Origin of the sequence: Edaphobacter sp. 12200R-103, assembly GCF_010093025.1 — a bacterium.
In the GTDB taxonomy this organism is placed as follows: Bacteria; Acidobacteriota; Terriglobia; order Terriglobales; family Acidobacteriaceae; genus Edaphobacter.
Genome location: NZ_CP048114.1, coordinates 580,437 through 595,484 on the forward strand (window position 1 = coordinate 580,437; position 15,048 = coordinate 595,484).

Genomic DNA, 15,048 nt, shown 5'->3' on the forward strand with positions numbered 1-15,048 from the left:
GGGATCCTTCACTGCGTTCAGGAGGAAGACTTCTGGAAGATGTACAGCTGAGCGAAAGCCGCCCCATCAGGAAGCACATTCTCAGATTTCAAGCGCCACAACCTCATACATCTCTACCTTCGGTACTGTCAGCGATACCCGGTTGCCGGTCTGCTGAAAGGGAACTGTGATGCCGGCATGCAGCAGCGATGCCTGGCGAATCTTCGCCTCCGCAGGCACCGTTACACGCACCTGCTGACTTGCAAGCGCAACCGGCTTTCGCATATGGCCGCGGAAGGTATTTGCGCCATTGTAGTTAAGCAGATGGATGGCAAATCCCCGCTGGGTCTCCCAGGCAATCACTTCCATCAGGCCGTCGCCGTCGAGCTCTACTGCGTTGTTTCCTTTGAGCAGCCAGCGAAGGGCGTTACTCATCTGCCTGCCAAGGTCCATGTTGTCCAGCCGCCAGAACGAGCTATCCACGTCGCCTGCCAGATAGACCAGTCGTGAGCTGCCAGTCTCCCGCGACACCATTGCGGGAATATCGCTCGGCGGTTCGCGCTGGTATACAGCTTCTGGAGGATAGACCGGGTAAGGTTTGATGAATGTCATCGTAGCGTCGGAGTGTGGCGCTATCGGTTGACGCCATACCGGACCCGCGATCCAGTTTGTCTCCTCGAAGCCCTCTGTGAATGCATTGCGTTGGCGGATATATTGCAGATGGATTCCACCCATCGACTGGTGGGATTTTTCGTCGGCCCGTGCCGGTTCGCCTGCCTTGCTGATGCCGAAGATGTCACCCAGAGCGAAGTCTTTCCTGGCAGTCCCCGTCTCGTCGAACAGTCCTGTCTGGAACGTGGCCAGCACAGATCCTCCGCGCTCTACGTACTGGCGAATGGCTGCAGCCTGCGCGTCCGACATCAACGCCATGTTGGGAAGGATGAGGACTGCGTATGGCGAGAGGCGCTCCTGGGTAAGGTCCTGCTCATGGACGAAATCGAATGGGATCCGCGCTTCTACGAGGGCGGCATAGATACCTTCAAGATGATCGGTGCGGTCCTCGGTGTACGGAGCCTTGTACATATTCACAGAGTGTGGAGAGACGACGACGGCAACGCTCGACAGCGACCGTTTGTTGTGAAAGTGCGCATCGTTTTTGGCATGCCACGAAAGAAAATCCCGGCCTGGGGCCTGCCAGCGGCGGTCGTCATTGAACCCCTGCTCCAGGCCCAGCCAGTGGTACCAGATGATGCCTCCGGCGGCGGCGGTCTGGGCCATGCGAAAGGAAGGTTCGGCTGAAGTATCGGTCGTCTGGCGCCATGAGATCCTGCCAGCGCGTCCGTAGCTCGCGCTCACGGCTGCGACCGAGCGATCCCCCATCAGCGAACGCGCAAACTTTACCTGCTGAGCGTCCTGCCATACGGGGGCAACGACGCCGGAGCGGGATTGATTGTCCGCGGTGTACCAGCTTGCCTCTCTCGTCAGTCTCCATTGGTCCAACCCGGATTCCTTGAGGCCTCCTCCCAGGTTGCAGGAGTAAAAGTTGTTCGGGCTCTTTTCGAGCACGATTGCTTTATAAAGCTGGATCAGTTCAAACGCCTTGGCCATGAGGGCCGCGCGGTACTGTTGCGAGTGGGGATCGCCGACTTTGCGGCAGTTTTCGCAGTAGCACACCTGCATAGTGGGCCAACCGTTCATGTAGACGCCGTCGATCTCATAGTTTGCATTCAGTTCACGAATGATCGCCGGCTGCTGCTTTGCATAGTGATCACTGAAGATGCAGGTAAAGGCAATGTCGGGTGCAGGCTGTTGCAGGCTTCCGTCCTGGTTTCTGCGAAACCATAGTGGATTTGCCGTCAGCAACTTCGGATCGGTCCACTGAATATCGGGACTCATGCGGCCGTACACATAGAGTCCCCGTTTCTTCGCAGCGCGCACGCATTCGCCGAAGAGGTCGCGGCCTTTCAGGTAGATGCTGTGATGAAAGTAGGGGATCTTCGAGGGATAAAAGGCGACCGGTCCGGAGACGGACAGAGCGACCGCCTGCACTTTCGCTGACGCCCAGTAGTCTGCCCACTGCTCGACGGACTGCGAATCTCCATCATGCTCGTTGAAATTGGTCTGGCCGATGCGCTTGATCGTCCGGTACCACGGTAGGGCGGAGGAAGGATCGTCCGGATTCGAGGTGATCGCCGCAACCGCATCCATCGAAGGAAGAGAGGAAAGAAGCGTGCCTGCGGTCAGAGCATTGAACTCGCGCCGTGTGATTTTCATGGGACGTTGAAGCTCCTTATTGTCGCAAAAGAGTATTCGAGACGATCTTCCATATCTGTAGGCTCGCCGAAGGATCTGAAATGCAACTTCAGTTGATATGCCGCATACCGTTGGCTGGCGAGTGTTTGATCGAAGATTCTGCAATAGCGATGGCGGCGAAGAGCTGACTGGGATCTGTTACTTCGATCCATCTGTTTTGGGTGGCCACGATGATGGTGGGGGTGTGAAGGACCCCTAGTCGGGTAGCGAGCATGCAATCCGCCTGCACCTCATTGGCGCAACGTCCGGCGGGATCCATGACGAAAGGCAACTTCTGTCCATGTGCCTGGAACCATGTACGAGTGAAGGCAAAGAGGTCGTCACGGCTGCTGATGCGCGTTTGGTTGGCGAAGACGTCGCGGCGAAAATCTTCAGCGAGTGCGGGTGAGACGTGATCCTCAAGATAGCGGGCGTTAATGGCAGCAACGCGAGACCAGGTGTGGCTCGGAATGATGAAGTCGTGGTGAACGCGCGGAATTCCGTAGTGCTCCATTGCGGCATGCACAATAGGAGATGAGCGGGCACAGAGCGGGCACTCCAGATCTTCGAATTCAATGATCGCAAGTCTGGCTCCGGCTGGCGGTCTGAACGCAGAAGTGTCTTTGAAAGGGGTTGCTCCGCTGGGTGGCACTGCCATTTGAGCTGCAAGTGGGAACGAACAGAAGAGCGACAGAGCAGTAGCAATGATGAGCCATCTCATAGGTGAGGATTTTATATCTGGAAGGGTGCGTTTGCTCCGCGTCAAACACGATGATTGTCGGCGCGCCATTGGGTGATGGCCTGTTTGATGGCTTTTGGCTCCAGGTTCTGGGTAAGGGTTTTATGTACCAAAGCGGCGAGTTCTTCATCGGAGGCGAAGCGTAGTGCGATCAGCTGCCGGGTAGTGAGTTCCGGGATGTGTTGACGCTGGTCAGTAGGAATGAGCGCGGTGATGCGGAGGCGCTCTTCCAGGCGGATGATGCGATCCTGCAGCTTCAGGTCATTGATGCGGCATTTGAGCGCGAAGATGAGGAGCGCTAGTGAGACGACGATCGACCAGTGGGCCAGATATGGGTAGTCATGACGGAAGTGAATGGCGATCCAGATGGCTACTCCAACGTTGGCGATGAGGACGGGGAAGACAAACAGGTGCATGGGCGGATCGACACGGGCGTGATTCGAGAAGGTCTGCTGCTTGGCCATGGAGTCCCCTTCGGTGTAGATGCGAGATGAGGATAGCATGCGTGGTTTCTCGATCGATGCCGTGGAACTGCGGTAGGCTGAAGGAATGGCAACGGCGAAGAAGAGAATCGGTGTGCATGTGGGAACCGCAGGCGGAGTCTGGACTGCGGTAGATCGGGCGGTGGCTGCGGGCGCGAATACGTTTCAGATCTTTTCCTCGAGTCCGCGGATGTGGAAGGCGGCGGCGGTCAAACCCGCGGATGCGGCAAAGATGCAGGAACTGCGGGCGAAGCACGATGTGAATCCGGTGGCGATCCATGCCAGCTATCTGATCAACCTCTGCAGCCAGACCGACAGTGTGCGGGCGAATTCAACGACGGCGTTTCGTGGTGAGGTGGAGCGAGCACTCGTGCTGGGAGCGGAGTTTCTGGTGCTGCATCCGGGAAGCTGGAAGGGACTGACGCGCGAGCAGGGCCTGACCTACGCGGCGCAGTCGATCGAAAAGGCGATCGACGGGATCGACTTTGCGGGAAAAAACTTCAAGATTCTGATTGAGAACACGGCAGGAGCGGAGTTTTCTCTTGGCGGGAAGCTGGAGCAGGTGGCCGAGTTGGTGGATTGCCTGAAGGCGTGCGCTCCCGTAGCCGTATGCCTGGATACATGCCACGTCCACGTTTCGGGCTACGACATCGTTTCGACAGATGGCTACATCGAGACGATGAAGCTGGTGGAATCAACCGTCGGTTTTGACGCCGTGAAGGTATGGCACTGTAACGATGCAAAGGCGGCCATGGGTTCCAAGCTGGACCGGCATGAGCACATTGGCGAAGGCACGATTGGCGCGGAGGCGTTTCGCCGGTTGCTGCACGATGAACGCTTCAGCCACTGCGCGTTTATCGCGGAGACCCCGGTGGATGATCCCGGCGATGAAGCGCGAAATGTTGGGGTGCTGAGAACGCTCGCGGCGGGATGATCGATGGCAACTCTTCGAGGAAAAGTCGTCTCGGGAATGGGTAACTTTTCGTTCTGGATCGAAAAGCTGGCAGACCACTATGAGCGGAAGACGAAGATGAGGCTGTTCCCCGGAACATTGAACGTGGAGCTTCCGGAGCCTTATCGTTTACCCGAGAAGGTCCTCCGGTTAGAGGGTGAGGAGTATGGCGGAACCGTTTCGGTGAATATTGTCCCATGCCGGATGATGGGCCTTCCGGCGTTCCTTCTGCGTACGGACGCGAACGAGCAGGGACGAGGCCATCATCCAAGAACGATCGTCGAGATTGCGACAGATGTGAAGCTGAGGGATGCGTTTCAGCTTCGGGACGGCGACATGGTAGAAGTCGAAGTTCCCGACGAGTGATCGATTGCCCTGGCTATGGGCGTGTAGCTACGGTTTCTGCGTTGGGCGCAACAACACTTCACTGACGAAGGATTGCGGCGCCTGGGTGACGAGCATGGCGACGACGCGAGCTACATCTTCAGGCTGAACCTTCTTTGCCGCGTTTTTGTCGCTGCGAGAAAAACCGGTGTTGACCGAGCCTGGAGCGACTACGGAGACGCGAATGTTATACGGGCGCAGCTCTTCGGCGACCGAGTAGGTGAGGCCGTTGAGTCCCCACTTTGAGGCAGAGTAAGCCGCGCCGCTGGGGAGAGGGTTTTTGCCGGCGAGCGAAGAGATGTTGATAATATGGCCGGACTGCGCGGCGATCATCATGGGCGCAAGAGCGCGGATCATCAGGTAGGGCCCGCGGAGATTCGTGCCCATCAGGGTATCCCAGTCGGTGGGTGCCATCTCGACAAGTGGCTTGCCGATGAGGCCAATTCCGGCGTTGTTGACCAGGATGTCGCAGCGGCCGTGCCGGGACTGGATGGTCTTGCCTAATTGTGCGATGGAGGCTTCGTCGAGGAGATCGAGCGGGGCCGTCTGGGCGGACCCTCCGGCGGCTTCGATCTCATGCCGGACCTGGTCGAGGCGCGCCTTGTCGCGGGCGACGAGGATGACGGTAGCTCCCATGGAGGCGAGCTGTTTGCTGATGGCTTCGCCGATGCCGCGTGCGGCCCCGGTAACGACGGCGACTTGTCCTTTGAGTTCTTCGGTCATGGTGGGTTGGATGCGGAGAGCTGCCGAGGAGAGCGAAAGGGTTGAGCCTCATTCGAATGGCCCCACATCTCGGAATCGAGATGTGGGTACCCGCACCTGTGCGGCGGTGAATTAGGAATAAAGCTCGGCAGTGACGAGTTGGTTGCGGAACTTGCCCTTGGGGTCGTACTGCTGGACGAGTGCCTTGAAGTCGCCGAGTCTGGGGTAGACCTGGCTGAAATGTGCACCTTCGTAGAGGGAGAGCTTGGCCCAGTGGGGACGCGGGTTGAAGGGAGCCAGCTTCTGCTGGATGAGTGGGAGGATCTTCTGGACCTCCGGCCACTCGCGCTTCCAGGTGAAGTGAATAGCGACGGAATCCTGCTTGTAGGCCATGCTGAGCCATAGATCGTCGGCGGCGATGGTGCGCAGCTCGGTGGTCAGCAGGTGCGGTGTGATGTGATCCTTCAGAGTTTCGACGGCTCGAATCGCCTTGTAGGCGTCCGCACGGGGGACGAAGTACTCAGTTTGCAGTTCTTCACCGCTGGAGGGAGTAAAGTTCATGCGGAAGTGGGGAAGTCGCTCGTACCATGGGCCGGGCACTCCCATCTGCGGGGTGCAGTTGATGGCGTCCAGTTCAGGGATGGGGTGGAGGTTTTTTGTGGCGAGTTTGCCGTTGTAGAACATCTGGGGCGTGTCGAGCTTTTCACCCGCAGTGACCTTGCGTTTGAGCCAGAGTTCGGTGCCGCGGCCCTTCTGCCAGTCGGTAAAGAGGCTGACGCTGTAGCCTGCGCCGAAGATGTCGTCGAAGTGGTGCTCCAGTTCGGCAAAGGGAAGGTCGGTGTAGACGGTCTGGGCGACCTGGAAGGTAGGTTCGAGGTCGAGCGTCACCTTGGTCATCACGCCGAGCAGGCCGAGATTGACGACCGCTCCGTTGAATTTGTCGCCGTCTTTATCGCGGGATAGAGTCTGCAGATCTCCATTGGCGTCGACGAACTCGATGGCGGCGACGGAGGAGGACAGATTCCTGTTATGGAGGCCCGAGCCATGTGTTCCTGTGGCAATAGCGCCGGGAACGGAGATGTGAGGAAGCGAGGCCAGGTTGTGGAGCGCAAAACCCTTGGCATCGATGACGGGGGCGACATCGCCGTAGCGTACACCGGCGCCCACCGTTACGGTTTTGGCTTTTTCGTCGATGCTGATGTCTTTAAACTTGCCCAGCGATACTTGGGCATGGATGCTATCGGCGAGCGCGTTGAAGGAGTGGCGCGTCCCGAGGGGACGGATGCTGCCATTGTCCTTGACGACCTGCTGCAGTTCGGCAACGGTGGCGGGCTCGAAAAGATTGTCGGTGTGGTAGGTCAGGTTTCCGGACCAGTTGGTTCGATGGGTCATCTTCTTTTGTTCAGCAGCGGAAAAACCGGGTAAAAGGGCAGTTGCGGCAAAAGCGCCGGAGGTCTTCAGAAATTCTCGCTTATCCATAATCCCTTGGTGGTCCCTCAAACATTCAATAACAGAACGCGGCCATAGTAACGGCTGGGCCGCCTGAGAGGGAAGTGCGGGAAGCGCAGAATTCTTTACAATCAAAGAATATGCCAGAGATTGAGACCAACGAGACAGAACGACAGGCGCGGTATAACCCGGCCGAGATAGAACCGAAGTGGCAGGCGCGGTGGGATGCCGACCCGAAGCTGTATGCGGCTGAAGGGCACGATTCGGGCAAGCCGAAGTTCTACTGCCTGGAGATGCTGCCGTATCCCAGTGGTCAGCTCCACATGGGACATGTCCGGAACTACTCGATTGGCGATGCTCTGGCGCGCTTCATGTGGATGCGCGGCCACAATGTGCTGCACCCCATGGGCTGGGACGCCTTCGGCCTGCCGGCGGAGAATGCGGCACTCAAGAACAACACGCCGCCGCGCGAATGGACCCTGAAAAACATTGCTGCGATGAAGACGCAGATGCGCCGCATGGGGTTGAGCTATGACTGGTCAACCGAAGTGGCGACCTGCCTGCCGGATTACTACCGTTGGAATCAGTGGTTCTTCTTGAAGATGTATGAGCAGGGACTGGCCTACCGGAAAAAAAGCAAGGTAAACTGGTGCCCCGACTGCCAGACGGTACTGGCAAACGAGCAGGTGGTCAACGGTCGCTGCTGGCGTCACGAAGACACGATTGTAGAGCAGCGCGACCTCACGCAGTGGTTCCTGCGGATTACAAAATATGCCGACGAACTGCTGGATGGCCTGGACAAGCTCGACGGCTGGCCCGAGAAGGTGCGCACAATGCAGCGCAACTGGATCGGTCGGAGCGAAGGTGCGCTAGTGGATTTTGCCGTCGACGGTGACGTGAAAGCGGACTGCGGCAAGATTACGGTATTTACGACCCGCGTGGATACGATCTACGGCGCGACGTCGGTCCAACTGGCTCCTGAGCATGCCGTGGCGAAGGCATTTTCCGCGGAAGATGCGAACTTGGCTGCGAAGATCGAAGCGCTGCTTGAAGAACAGAAGAAAGCCCGTGAGAGCGACGATTTTGGCGCGATCGAAAAGCATGGCGTAAACACTGGACGCTTCGCCATCAATCCCTTCAACGGCGAACGTGTCCCAATCTGGGTAGGCAACTACATCCTGGCCGACTACGGTACGGGCGCGATCATGAGCGTACCCGCGCACGATGAGCGAGACTTCGAATTTGCCGCAAAGTACGGCCTGCCGGTACGCCGTGTGATTGCAGCCGCGGAGGGTGAGCAGCCGGAACTGCCCTTTACCGCTGAAGAGAATGCCGTGCTCGTCAACTCGCGTGAATGGGATGGGCTGAGCTGCGCCGAGGCACAGCAGAAGATGGCCGCCTTCGCAAAGCAGAACGGTTTTGGCGAAGCGACCGTGACCTATCGGTTGAAGGACTGGGGCGTCAGCCGCCAGCGTTACTGGGGCACGCCCATCCCGATGGTGTATTGCGAGAACGGACACGCCGGAGTGGAGCCGGGCGGCGTAGTTGCTCTGCCGCAGAGCGCGTTGCCGGTGCTGCTGCCGGAGTCGATCGAGATTACCCAGGAGGGCGGATCTCCGCTGGGCAAGGTTCCGGAGTTCTTGAATACAACCTGTCCGGTCTGCAAGGGCCCTGCGAGGCGCGAGACCGACACGATGGACACCTTCGTGGACTCAAGCTGGTACTTCTATCGCTACACAGATGCGAAGGATGACGCCGCGCCCTTCGCCAGCGACAAGGCGAACTACTGGTTCCCGATCGATCAGTACATCGGTGGAGTGGAACACGCGATTCTGCACCTGATTTACTCGCGCTTCTGGACCAAGGTGATGCGCGACCTGGGCATGATCGCAAACGATGAGCCTGCGGAGCGATTGTTCACGCAGGGAATGGTCATCAAGGACGGCGCAAAGATGTCGAAATCAAAGGGCAATGTCGTTTCGCCCGACGACATGATCGCCCGCTATGGCGCCGATGCGACGCGCATGTATGCGCTGTTCGCCGCACCTCCCGATCGCGACCTGGAGTGGCAGGAGGAGGGCGTTGCTGGAATCAGCCGCTTCCTGGGACGCGTCTACCGGTTGGCGAACAAGTACACCGAAACGACGCGCCTGGGGCGTATCCCCACTCTGGTCAGTCGCACGCAGACCGATCAGGCGCTCTTGCGGAAGCTTCATCAAACGATCGCCAAGATTACGCAGGACTTCAGTGGGCGCTGGCACTTCAACACATCCATCGCGGCCATCATGTCGCTGGTCAACGAGATCATCGCGGCAGAGGCCGCAATCGACGCCGAACAGGCTTCGCCCGCAGCAGTGGCGGAGATTATGCGCAACCTGATTCTTCTACTGGCGCCCTTCGCCCCCTTCTTTGCGGCGGAGATGTGGGAGCAGATTGGCGAGCAGGGCATCGTCTTCCGTACGCCTTGGCCGGTTGCCGATGAGGAGCTCGCCCGCGAAGACGAGATCGAGATTCCAGTGCAGGTGAATGGAAAGCTGGTCAATGTGATCAAGGTATCCACGGACAGCGATCAGGAAGCAATCAAGGCGGCTGCACTGGCGGACGATAAGGTCAAGGCACGTATTGAAGGAAAGACAGTCGTGAAGGTGATCGTGGTTCCGGGCAAGCTCGTCAATCTCGTGGTGAAGTAATGGAGCGGAGACAAGAGGAGATCGTTTCCGCTGCCGATGGTTCCGTCCGTGGTACGCAATCCTTCGTCCGGACCTTGTCGGAGTGCTGGTCGCGGCCTTCGCTGACTGCGCTTGAAGTGCTGTGGCGATGGGCCTATGGAGTTCCAGCGCTGGCGTTGCTGTGGTATGTCGGCAGGAACATCCTCGCACGGAGCCAGGTCGATCTGACGTCGTTCGATGCCATGACGGTCACGCGTCCTCTTGATGCCGCCGAGACCTTGACGTCAACAATGTCAGCTTTGTTGCCCGGGATCATGCATGCCCTGTGGGTCGTGCCTGTGCTGCTGCTGGCGTGGGTGGGTTGGGCGTCTGTCGGAAGAGCTGTTGTGCTGCGCCGCGCTTACCCTGACCTGCACTGGCGCCTTGGAACCACGATGGTGCTGCAGTTTCTGCGCGCAATTTCACTGGCGGGGACCTTTGCGCTGTGGTTTGTCTATCTGCGCTGGGCAGCCGCGATGCGGGTTGCAGGCCCGCTTGAGAGAGGTCTGGAACCCGATCTGGTCGGCTACTTCGCTCTGGTCATCGTCGGGACCCTCACTGTCTTCTCCCTTTGGTCTGTTTTGAGCTGGTTTCTCAGCATCGCGCCCCTGCTGGCCATGCTGCGAGATCTCGGGGTTGCGCAGAGCCTTGCCGCTGCTCTCCACCTGGGCGAGGTCAGGGGAAAGCTGATTGAGATCAACTTGGTAATGGGAATCGTAAAGATCGCGCTTCTGGTTCTGGCAATGGTTTTTTCGGCCACACCGATGCCGTTTGAGAGCGTAGCTACCCCAGCGTTTCTGCGTATCTGGTGGACGATCATCGGATTGCTTTATTTTGTCGCGTCCGACTTCTTTCACGTTGCGCGCGCCGTGGCATACCTCAAGCTCTGGGGAGCCTACCATTCAGACGAGGACAACTCACAGGAAGCCTGATAAAGTGCTGGTTGGAGCACGTTCCGCCCTCAGGTTGCAGGGCCATTTACACTAGGCATGTGGACACCTCAACCATCGTCATCCTGGATTTCGGGTCGCAGTATACCCAGCTGATTGCGCGCCGTATCCGCGAGTTCAATGTGTTTTCCGTTGTACTGCCTTGCACGGCCTCTCTGGATAAGGTCCGTGCCTTGCATCCGCAGGGAATCATCCTTTCGGGAGGTCCCTGCTCGGTGTACGATGCCGATGCGCCGGCTGCCGATCCCGCTGTGCTCTCGCTGGGTGTTCCTGTGCTGGGAATCTGCTACGGTCTTCAGTTCATCACCCATCACCTGGGAGGCAAGGTGGAACCGGCTCCGGCACGAGAGTACGGCCACGCGCAGGTGAACGTCGTCGCCGAGGCGACCCTGTTTCGTGGTCTGCCGCAGACGATGGATGTCTGGATGTCGCATGGCGATGAAGCTCGGGCGCTTCCACAGGGCTTTCAGCTGGCGGCGAAGACCTCCAACGCCGTCGCCGGAATTGCCGATGAGGCGCGTCGCATCTGGGCGGTGCAGTTTCATCCGGAAGTAGCTCACACCCGCCACGGCATGGAGCTGCTGAAGAACTTCTGTATCGAGATCTGTGGAGCGAAGCAGGACTGGACGCCAGGGCACTTTATCCAGACGACGGTGGAGAAGATTCGTGCACAGGTGGGCGATGGCCATGCCATCTGCGGTCTGAGCGGCGGTGTGGATTCCTCCGTAGCCGCTGTGCTGGTTGCGCGCGCTATAGGCGACAGGCTGACCTGCATCTTCGTGAACAACGGCGTTTTGCGCAAGGATGAGTTCGCCAAGGTACAGCGCACCATGCGCGAAGGACTTGGGCTGAACGTCGTTGCCGTTGACGCAGGAGAGCGGTTCCTGACTCGCCTTGCGGGGGTGACGGATCCGGAGCAGAAGCGCAAGATCATCGGCAACGAATTTATCTCCGTCTTCGACGACGAGGCTGCCAAAATCCTGAAGGCCGAGAAGAGCGCGGGGCAGGAGGTGGCCTGGCTGGTGCAGGGCACGCTCTATCCCGATGTCATCGAGTCATCGAGTGTGCACGGACCATCGCATACGATCAAGAGCCATCACAACGTAGGTGGCCTTCCCGAAGATATGAAGCTCAAACTGATTGAGCCGCTGCGCGATCTCTTCAAGGACGAAGTCCGCCGCATCGGCCGCGATCTCGGAATGCCGGACGAGATTCTGGAGCGACAGCCGTTTCCAGGCCCCGGGCTGGCGGTCCGCATCCTGGGCGAGGTGACTGCGGACCGCGTCGCTCTGCTGCAGGAGGCCGATGAGGTCGTCGTTAGTGAGATCAAGGCCGCCGGTCTCTATCGCAAGGTCTGGCAGAGCTTTGCGGTTCTGCTGCCCGTCAAGAGCGTTGGCGTGATGGGAGACCAGAGAACCTATGCGTACACCTGTGCCATTCGCGCGGTCGAGAGCGAAGACGGTATGACGGCCGACTGGGCGCCTCTGCCCTATGAGGTGCTCAGGACGATCTCCAGCAGAATTGTCAGCGAGGTTCACGGAATCAACCGTGTCGTCTACGACATTACGTCCAAGCCGCCGGGAACCATCGAGTGGGAGTAAGAGTTGTGCTGGGCTTACGGCTTCAACACGGCTGATCTGCGTACCGTCGCCTGCAGAACGATGCGGGTATCCCGCGGAAATGAAACCTGGTGTCCGCTCGCGATCCAGCGGCGATAAATGGATAGCGTCGTGCCGTATGCGCCGATTCCTGCAGCGATATAACGCGATCCTCCAGTCCAGCCGATGATATTGCCAGCCAGGCCAATTCCATTGGCGCCGACGAAATTCTTGCCTCCCTGGAAGTGCGCGTCCTCGTCGAGTGGCCGCGAGGCCAGGATCCCAAGAATAAGCGGAACGACCAGCTTGTCCTGGGGCTTCGGCTTTACCTTGCCCTCGGCGTTCATCTGCAGGCCGTCGCCCGCAGCATCCACTCCTGCAAGCGCGGTCTGAATATTCTCTTTCTTCCCCTCAGGCATGACAATCTGTTTGAAGTCGAATCGTAGCAAGCCGGCGCGACCGAACGATCGCGCCGGCTTGCAGGTGGTGACGGCCCCGATCAGCACCGCCCCCTGTGGAACAGCTATGGAGTGGTCTGGATTGTAGATGGGTTCGGCCACCGTCGCCTTAATCGGTTCTCCTGCCTTTGCCGTTGCCGAAGAAAGGCTTTGGTCCAGGTAGGCTCGGATCAGCCAGCTTCCTGAGCTACTGGAAGTCTCTGTTCCGGAAGCAGAGGCGGTCTTCAGCCGTGGGATGGCGATAGGGGCGGTTGTCTCAACTGTCCACGATGTTCCACTTTCGATTCGCTCGGGATGGTAGGGAAGCTGATGATAGAAGAGTTGCAGCAGACGGTCGCCCTTATGGGGAGCAGTGAGCAGATGAAGCTGATCATGCACCATCTGCATCCCTGCATCATATTGTTGGCGAAGAAAGCCCCCTTTGCGTGGAGGAGGAGCCACGAGTTGGTAAACAGGCGCGCCGTCACTCGTCGCATTGACTGAGAATTCGAGCGTGGTGCCGTTGCTCAAAGTAAGACTGGTAAATCGCACCACAGGAGTGTGAAAGGGCGTGAAATCGCCATTTAGGCGCGCGTTGTTCCGACGGGGCCGATTGGGTAGCAGGTCCGTCACCGTTCCATCAATCTCGGTCTTCGCCGGCAGAATCATGATTCCGTTTACAAATACGGGATAGCGCAGATAGCCCTGAACAGGTTCATGGAGGCGCATCGGAAGATGCGTGTTGATACCAACCACGACCGGCGTTCCTGAGGGAATCGTTGTGGTGGGTATCTGGCATCGGCAGGTCGACCCGAGAAAAAGACCAGTGAAGAGAAGTCCGGCTAGAGAGTGATAGTAAAAACCCGGCATTTCAAAACAGCTTAAAGACACAACATGAAGCGCACCTTAAGGCGTGCGGAAGACGCAGAGACACGCTGACGAACGTCCTCCCATGGAAAACAGGCCGCGGAGCAGGTTAGGGGGGAGAGATCGCTGAGATATGGCCAAAAGATAGGTTGCGCGCCCCCGGCCATCCCCCACAAAATAGCTGTACTAGTGATGACTGGCTCTGTTTCCCGAAATCGTTGGCTCTGGAAGATGAAAAAATAATCTTCTCTTCAATTTTTTTTCGCGTCTATACAGATAGACTTCATCTAGATTGGCGGCAATGCGACGCAAACCCATCTCGCACCGGATTCTACTAGGCGTTATCTTTGCCGGGTTGAACCTTCTCTGCTTTATGGGAGCGCTGCACGGCCACCGGATGGTGCAGCGCACGCGCATCAACTACTCTCATGTTCCCGCACTGGGGACGCGCCGGTCCCGTATAGGAGCCATGGCGTCGGTCGATGCCGCTGTGGAGCACGTAGTTGTAGTTCATCTTTCGGCGAATCAGGCGATTAGTCTTTCGCAGGCAGGATTGTCCTTGCCTCCCCATGGATTATCCCTGCCTCCTCATGCTGCTCTTGCGCCTGTACGGTTGATGCTTCCGCTTCCCGATGATCCTATCGAGTTGCTGGCACAGGAGAATGTGCTGGCGCTTGGCAGCGCCCCTCGCGCTCCCGGACTCGGCCGGGCTCCTCCAACTGCATAATCTCTCTCGCACAACTTAGCCAGACGCTTCTTATCTGGTCGAAGTTCACCGCGATTTCAAGGGTGTTTGCGCTTTCTGCCGCAACTGCCCGAGGAGAGGTGTATGCAGCAATTAATCGATGGTTATGCGAAGTTCCGTTCGAATGTCTTTCCCCTGCAATCTGCACTGTTTGAGAAGCTGGCCACAGGACAGCAGCCGCAGGCGCTCTTTATCTGCTGCTCGGACTCCCGAGTCGTTCCCGAAGTGGTCATGCAGTGCGAACCCGGAACGTTGTTCCCGTCCCGTAGTGTAGGGAACCTGGTTCCCCCGCCAACTGAAACCGCAAGCGGCGTCGCCGCCACGATTGAATACGCGATTCGCGTTCTTCGTATCCCGGATGTCATCGTCTGCGGTCACTCCGACTGCGGAGCAATGAAAGGCATCCTCGAGAGCGAAAATATCGAGTCACTTCCAGCCGTTCGCTCTTACCTCGAGTACGCGGGCCCGTCGTCCAGATGGCTTACGCGGCTCTTGAAAGACTCCAACTCCTTCTCTTTCGAGCAGCGACTCAAGCTGCTGACAGAGGCAAACGTTATTGCACAGATGCACAATCTGCGGAACCATCCCGCGGTCCATGACGCGCTCAACGACAATACTGTCCGCATCCATGGCTGGCTCTATGAGATCGGGACAGGCGCCATTCAGCAGTTCGATGTGGAGCAGGGTCGCTTCCGTCCGCTGCTGGCCGAGGAGCAGACCGCTGCTGCAGCTGCCCCTGATCGCGAACGCAGGATTGCATAAGG

General features: G+C 58.3%; 13 protein-coding genes. 7 read left to right on the forward strand and 6 right to left on the reverse strand.

Going from position 1 to position 15,048, the window contains the following annotated elements:
* Positions 1–81: 81 nt before the first annotated feature.
* The 3 genes from GWR55_RS02460 to GWR55_RS02470 all read right to left on the reverse strand — a co-directional run bounded on the left by GWR55_RS02460 (position 82) and on the right by GWR55_RS02470 (position 3,513).
* Positions 82–2,253 (reverse strand): alpha-amylase family protein, encoded by a 2,172-nt coding sequence (locus GWR55_RS02460; RefSeq protein WP_162400843.1) that lies wholly within the window; start codon positions 2,251–2,253, stop codon positions 82–84.
* Positions 2,254–2,341: 88 nt separating this feature from the next.
* Positions 2,342–2,992 (reverse strand): thioredoxin domain-containing protein, encoded by a 651-nt coding sequence (locus tag GWR55_RS02465; protein WP_162400844.1) that lies wholly within the window; start codon positions 2,990–2,992, stop codon positions 2,342–2,344.
* Between the two features lie 41 nt (positions 2,993–3,033).
* Positions 3,034–3,513 (reverse strand): DUF6526 family protein, encoded by a 480-nt coding sequence (locus GWR55_RS02470; RefSeq protein ID WP_162400845.1) that lies wholly within the window; start codon positions 3,511–3,513, stop codon positions 3,034–3,036.
* A gap of 46 nt (positions 3,514–3,559) precedes the next feature.
* Between GWR55_RS02470 and GWR55_RS02475 the strand changes: the two genes are divergently transcribed.
* Together GWR55_RS02475 and GWR55_RS02480 are read left to right on the forward strand one after the other, a co-directional pair.
* A complete protein-coding gene (locus GWR55_RS02475; RefSeq protein WP_162400846.1) occupies positions 3,560–4,426 on the forward strand; it encodes a deoxyribonuclease IV in 867 nt (288 codons plus the stop codon).
* Between the two features lie 3 nt (positions 4,427–4,429).
* Complete coding sequence (locus GWR55_RS02480) at positions 4,430–4,810, forward strand: CTP-dependent riboflavin kinase (protein WP_238398593.1); 381 nt, start codon at positions 4,430–4,432, stop codon at positions 4,808–4,810.
* A 27-nt stretch (positions 4,811–4,837) separates the two neighbouring features.
* Here the strand turns inward: GWR55_RS02480 and GWR55_RS02485 are convergent, their stop codons facing one another.
* Together GWR55_RS02485 and GWR55_RS02490 are read right to left on the reverse strand one after the other, a co-directional pair.
* Positions 4,838–5,551 carry an SDR family oxidoreductase gene (locus tag GWR55_RS02485; protein ID WP_162400847.1) on the reverse strand — a complete coding sequence of 238 codons (714 nt, stop codon included), beginning with the start codon at positions 5,549–5,551 and terminating at the stop codon, positions 4,838–4,840.
* Between the two features lie 111 nt (positions 5,552–5,662).
* Entirely contained in the window at positions 5,663–7,009 is a 1,347-nt protein-coding gene (locus tag GWR55_RS02490; RefSeq protein ID WP_162400848.1) for an FAD-binding protein, read from the reverse strand.
* A gap of 110 nt (positions 7,010–7,119) precedes the next feature.
* Between GWR55_RS02490 and leuS the strand changes: the two genes are divergently transcribed.
* From leuS to guaA, 3 genes are read left to right on the forward strand one after another with little or no spacing between them, the layout of a single operon-like run.
* Positions 7,120–9,669 (forward strand): leucine--tRNA ligase, encoded by a 2,550-nt coding sequence (leuS, locus tag GWR55_RS02495; protein WP_162400849.1) that lies wholly within the window; start codon positions 7,120–7,122, stop codon positions 9,667–9,669.
* Positions 9,669–10,619, forward strand: a complete 951-nt coding sequence (locus GWR55_RS02500; RefSeq protein ID WP_162400850.1) for a hypothetical protein — start codon at positions 9,669–9,671, stop codon at positions 10,617–10,619. Before leuS ends, GWR55_RS02500 begins: the two co-directional genes overlap by 1 nt.
* A 59-nt stretch (positions 10,620–10,678) precedes the next feature.
* On the forward strand, positions 10,679–12,238 hold the full coding sequence (gene guaA, locus GWR55_RS02505; RefSeq protein WP_162400851.1) for a glutamine-hydrolyzing GMP synthase: 1,560 nt from the start codon (positions 10,679–10,681) through the stop codon (positions 12,236–12,238).
* Between the two features lie 14 nt (positions 12,239–12,252).
* Here the strand turns inward: guaA and GWR55_RS02510 are convergent, their stop codons facing one another.
* A complete protein-coding gene (locus GWR55_RS02510; RefSeq protein ID WP_162400852.1) occupies positions 12,253–13,542 on the reverse strand; it encodes a hypothetical protein in 1,290 nt (429 codons plus the stop codon).
* A 298-nt stretch (positions 13,543–13,840) separates the two neighbouring features.
* On the opposite strand from GWR55_RS02510, the gene GWR55_RS02515 reads away from it, so the two are divergent.
* Positions 13,841–14,266 carry a hypothetical protein gene (locus tag GWR55_RS02515; RefSeq protein WP_162400853.1) on the forward strand — a complete coding sequence of 142 codons (426 nt, stop codon included), beginning with the start codon at positions 13,841–13,843 and terminating at the stop codon, positions 14,264–14,266.
* Positions 14,267–14,368: 102 nt separating this feature from the next.
* Positions 14,369–15,046 carry a carbonic anhydrase gene (locus tag GWR55_RS02520; protein WP_162400854.1) on the forward strand — a complete coding sequence of 226 codons (678 nt, stop codon included), beginning with the start codon at positions 14,369–14,371 and terminating at the stop codon, positions 15,044–15,046.
* Positions 15,047–15,048 lie beyond the last annotated feature (2 nt).

Bases quoted from the DNA above. Each gene is read 5' to 3' on its own strand.
- leuS (WP_162400849.1), top strand. From the start codon at position 7,120: ATGCCAGAGATTGAGACCAACGAGACAGAACGACAGGCGCGGTATAAC.
- GWR55_RS02490 (WP_162400848.1), bottom strand. From the start codon at position 7,009: ATGGATAAGCGAGAATTTCTGAAGACCTCCGGCGCTTTTGCCGCAACT.
- GWR55_RS02510 (WP_162400852.1), bottom strand. From the start codon at position 13,542: ATGCCGGGTTTTTACTATCACTCTCTAGCCGGACTTCTCTTCACTGGT.
- GWR55_RS02465 (WP_162400844.1), bottom strand. From the start codon at position 2,992: ATGAGATGGCTCATCATTGCTACTGCTCTGTCGCTCTTCTGTTCGTTC.
- GWR55_RS02520 (WP_162400854.1), top strand. From the start codon at position 14,369: ATGCAGCAATTAATCGATGGTTATGCGAAGTTCCGTTCGAATGTCTTT.
- GWR55_RS02500 (WP_162400850.1), top strand. From the start codon at position 9,669: ATGGAGCGGAGACAAGAGGAGATCGTTTCCGCTGCCGATGGTTCCGTC.
- GWR55_RS02470 (WP_162400845.1), bottom strand. From the start codon at position 3,513: ATGCTATCCTCATCTCGCATCTACACCGAAGGGGACTCCATGGCCAAG.
- GWR55_RS02480 (WP_238398593.1), top strand. From the start codon at position 4,430: ATGGCAACTCTTCGAGGAAAAGTCGTCTCGGGAATGGGTAACTTTTCG.
- GWR55_RS02485 (WP_162400847.1), bottom strand. From the start codon at position 5,551: ATGACCGAAGAACTCAAAGGACAAGTCGCCGTCGTTACCGGGGCCGCA.
- GWR55_RS02475 (WP_162400846.1), top strand. From the start codon at position 3,560: ATGGCAACGGCGAAGAAGAGAATCGGTGTGCATGTGGGAACCGCAGGC.
- GWR55_RS02515 (WP_162400853.1), top strand. From the start codon at position 13,841: ATGCGACGCAAACCCATCTCGCACCGGATTCTACTAGGCGTTATCTTT.
- GWR55_RS02460 (WP_162400843.1), bottom strand. From the start codon at position 2,253: ATGAAAATCACACGGCGCGAGTTCAATGCTCTGACCGCAGGCACGCTT.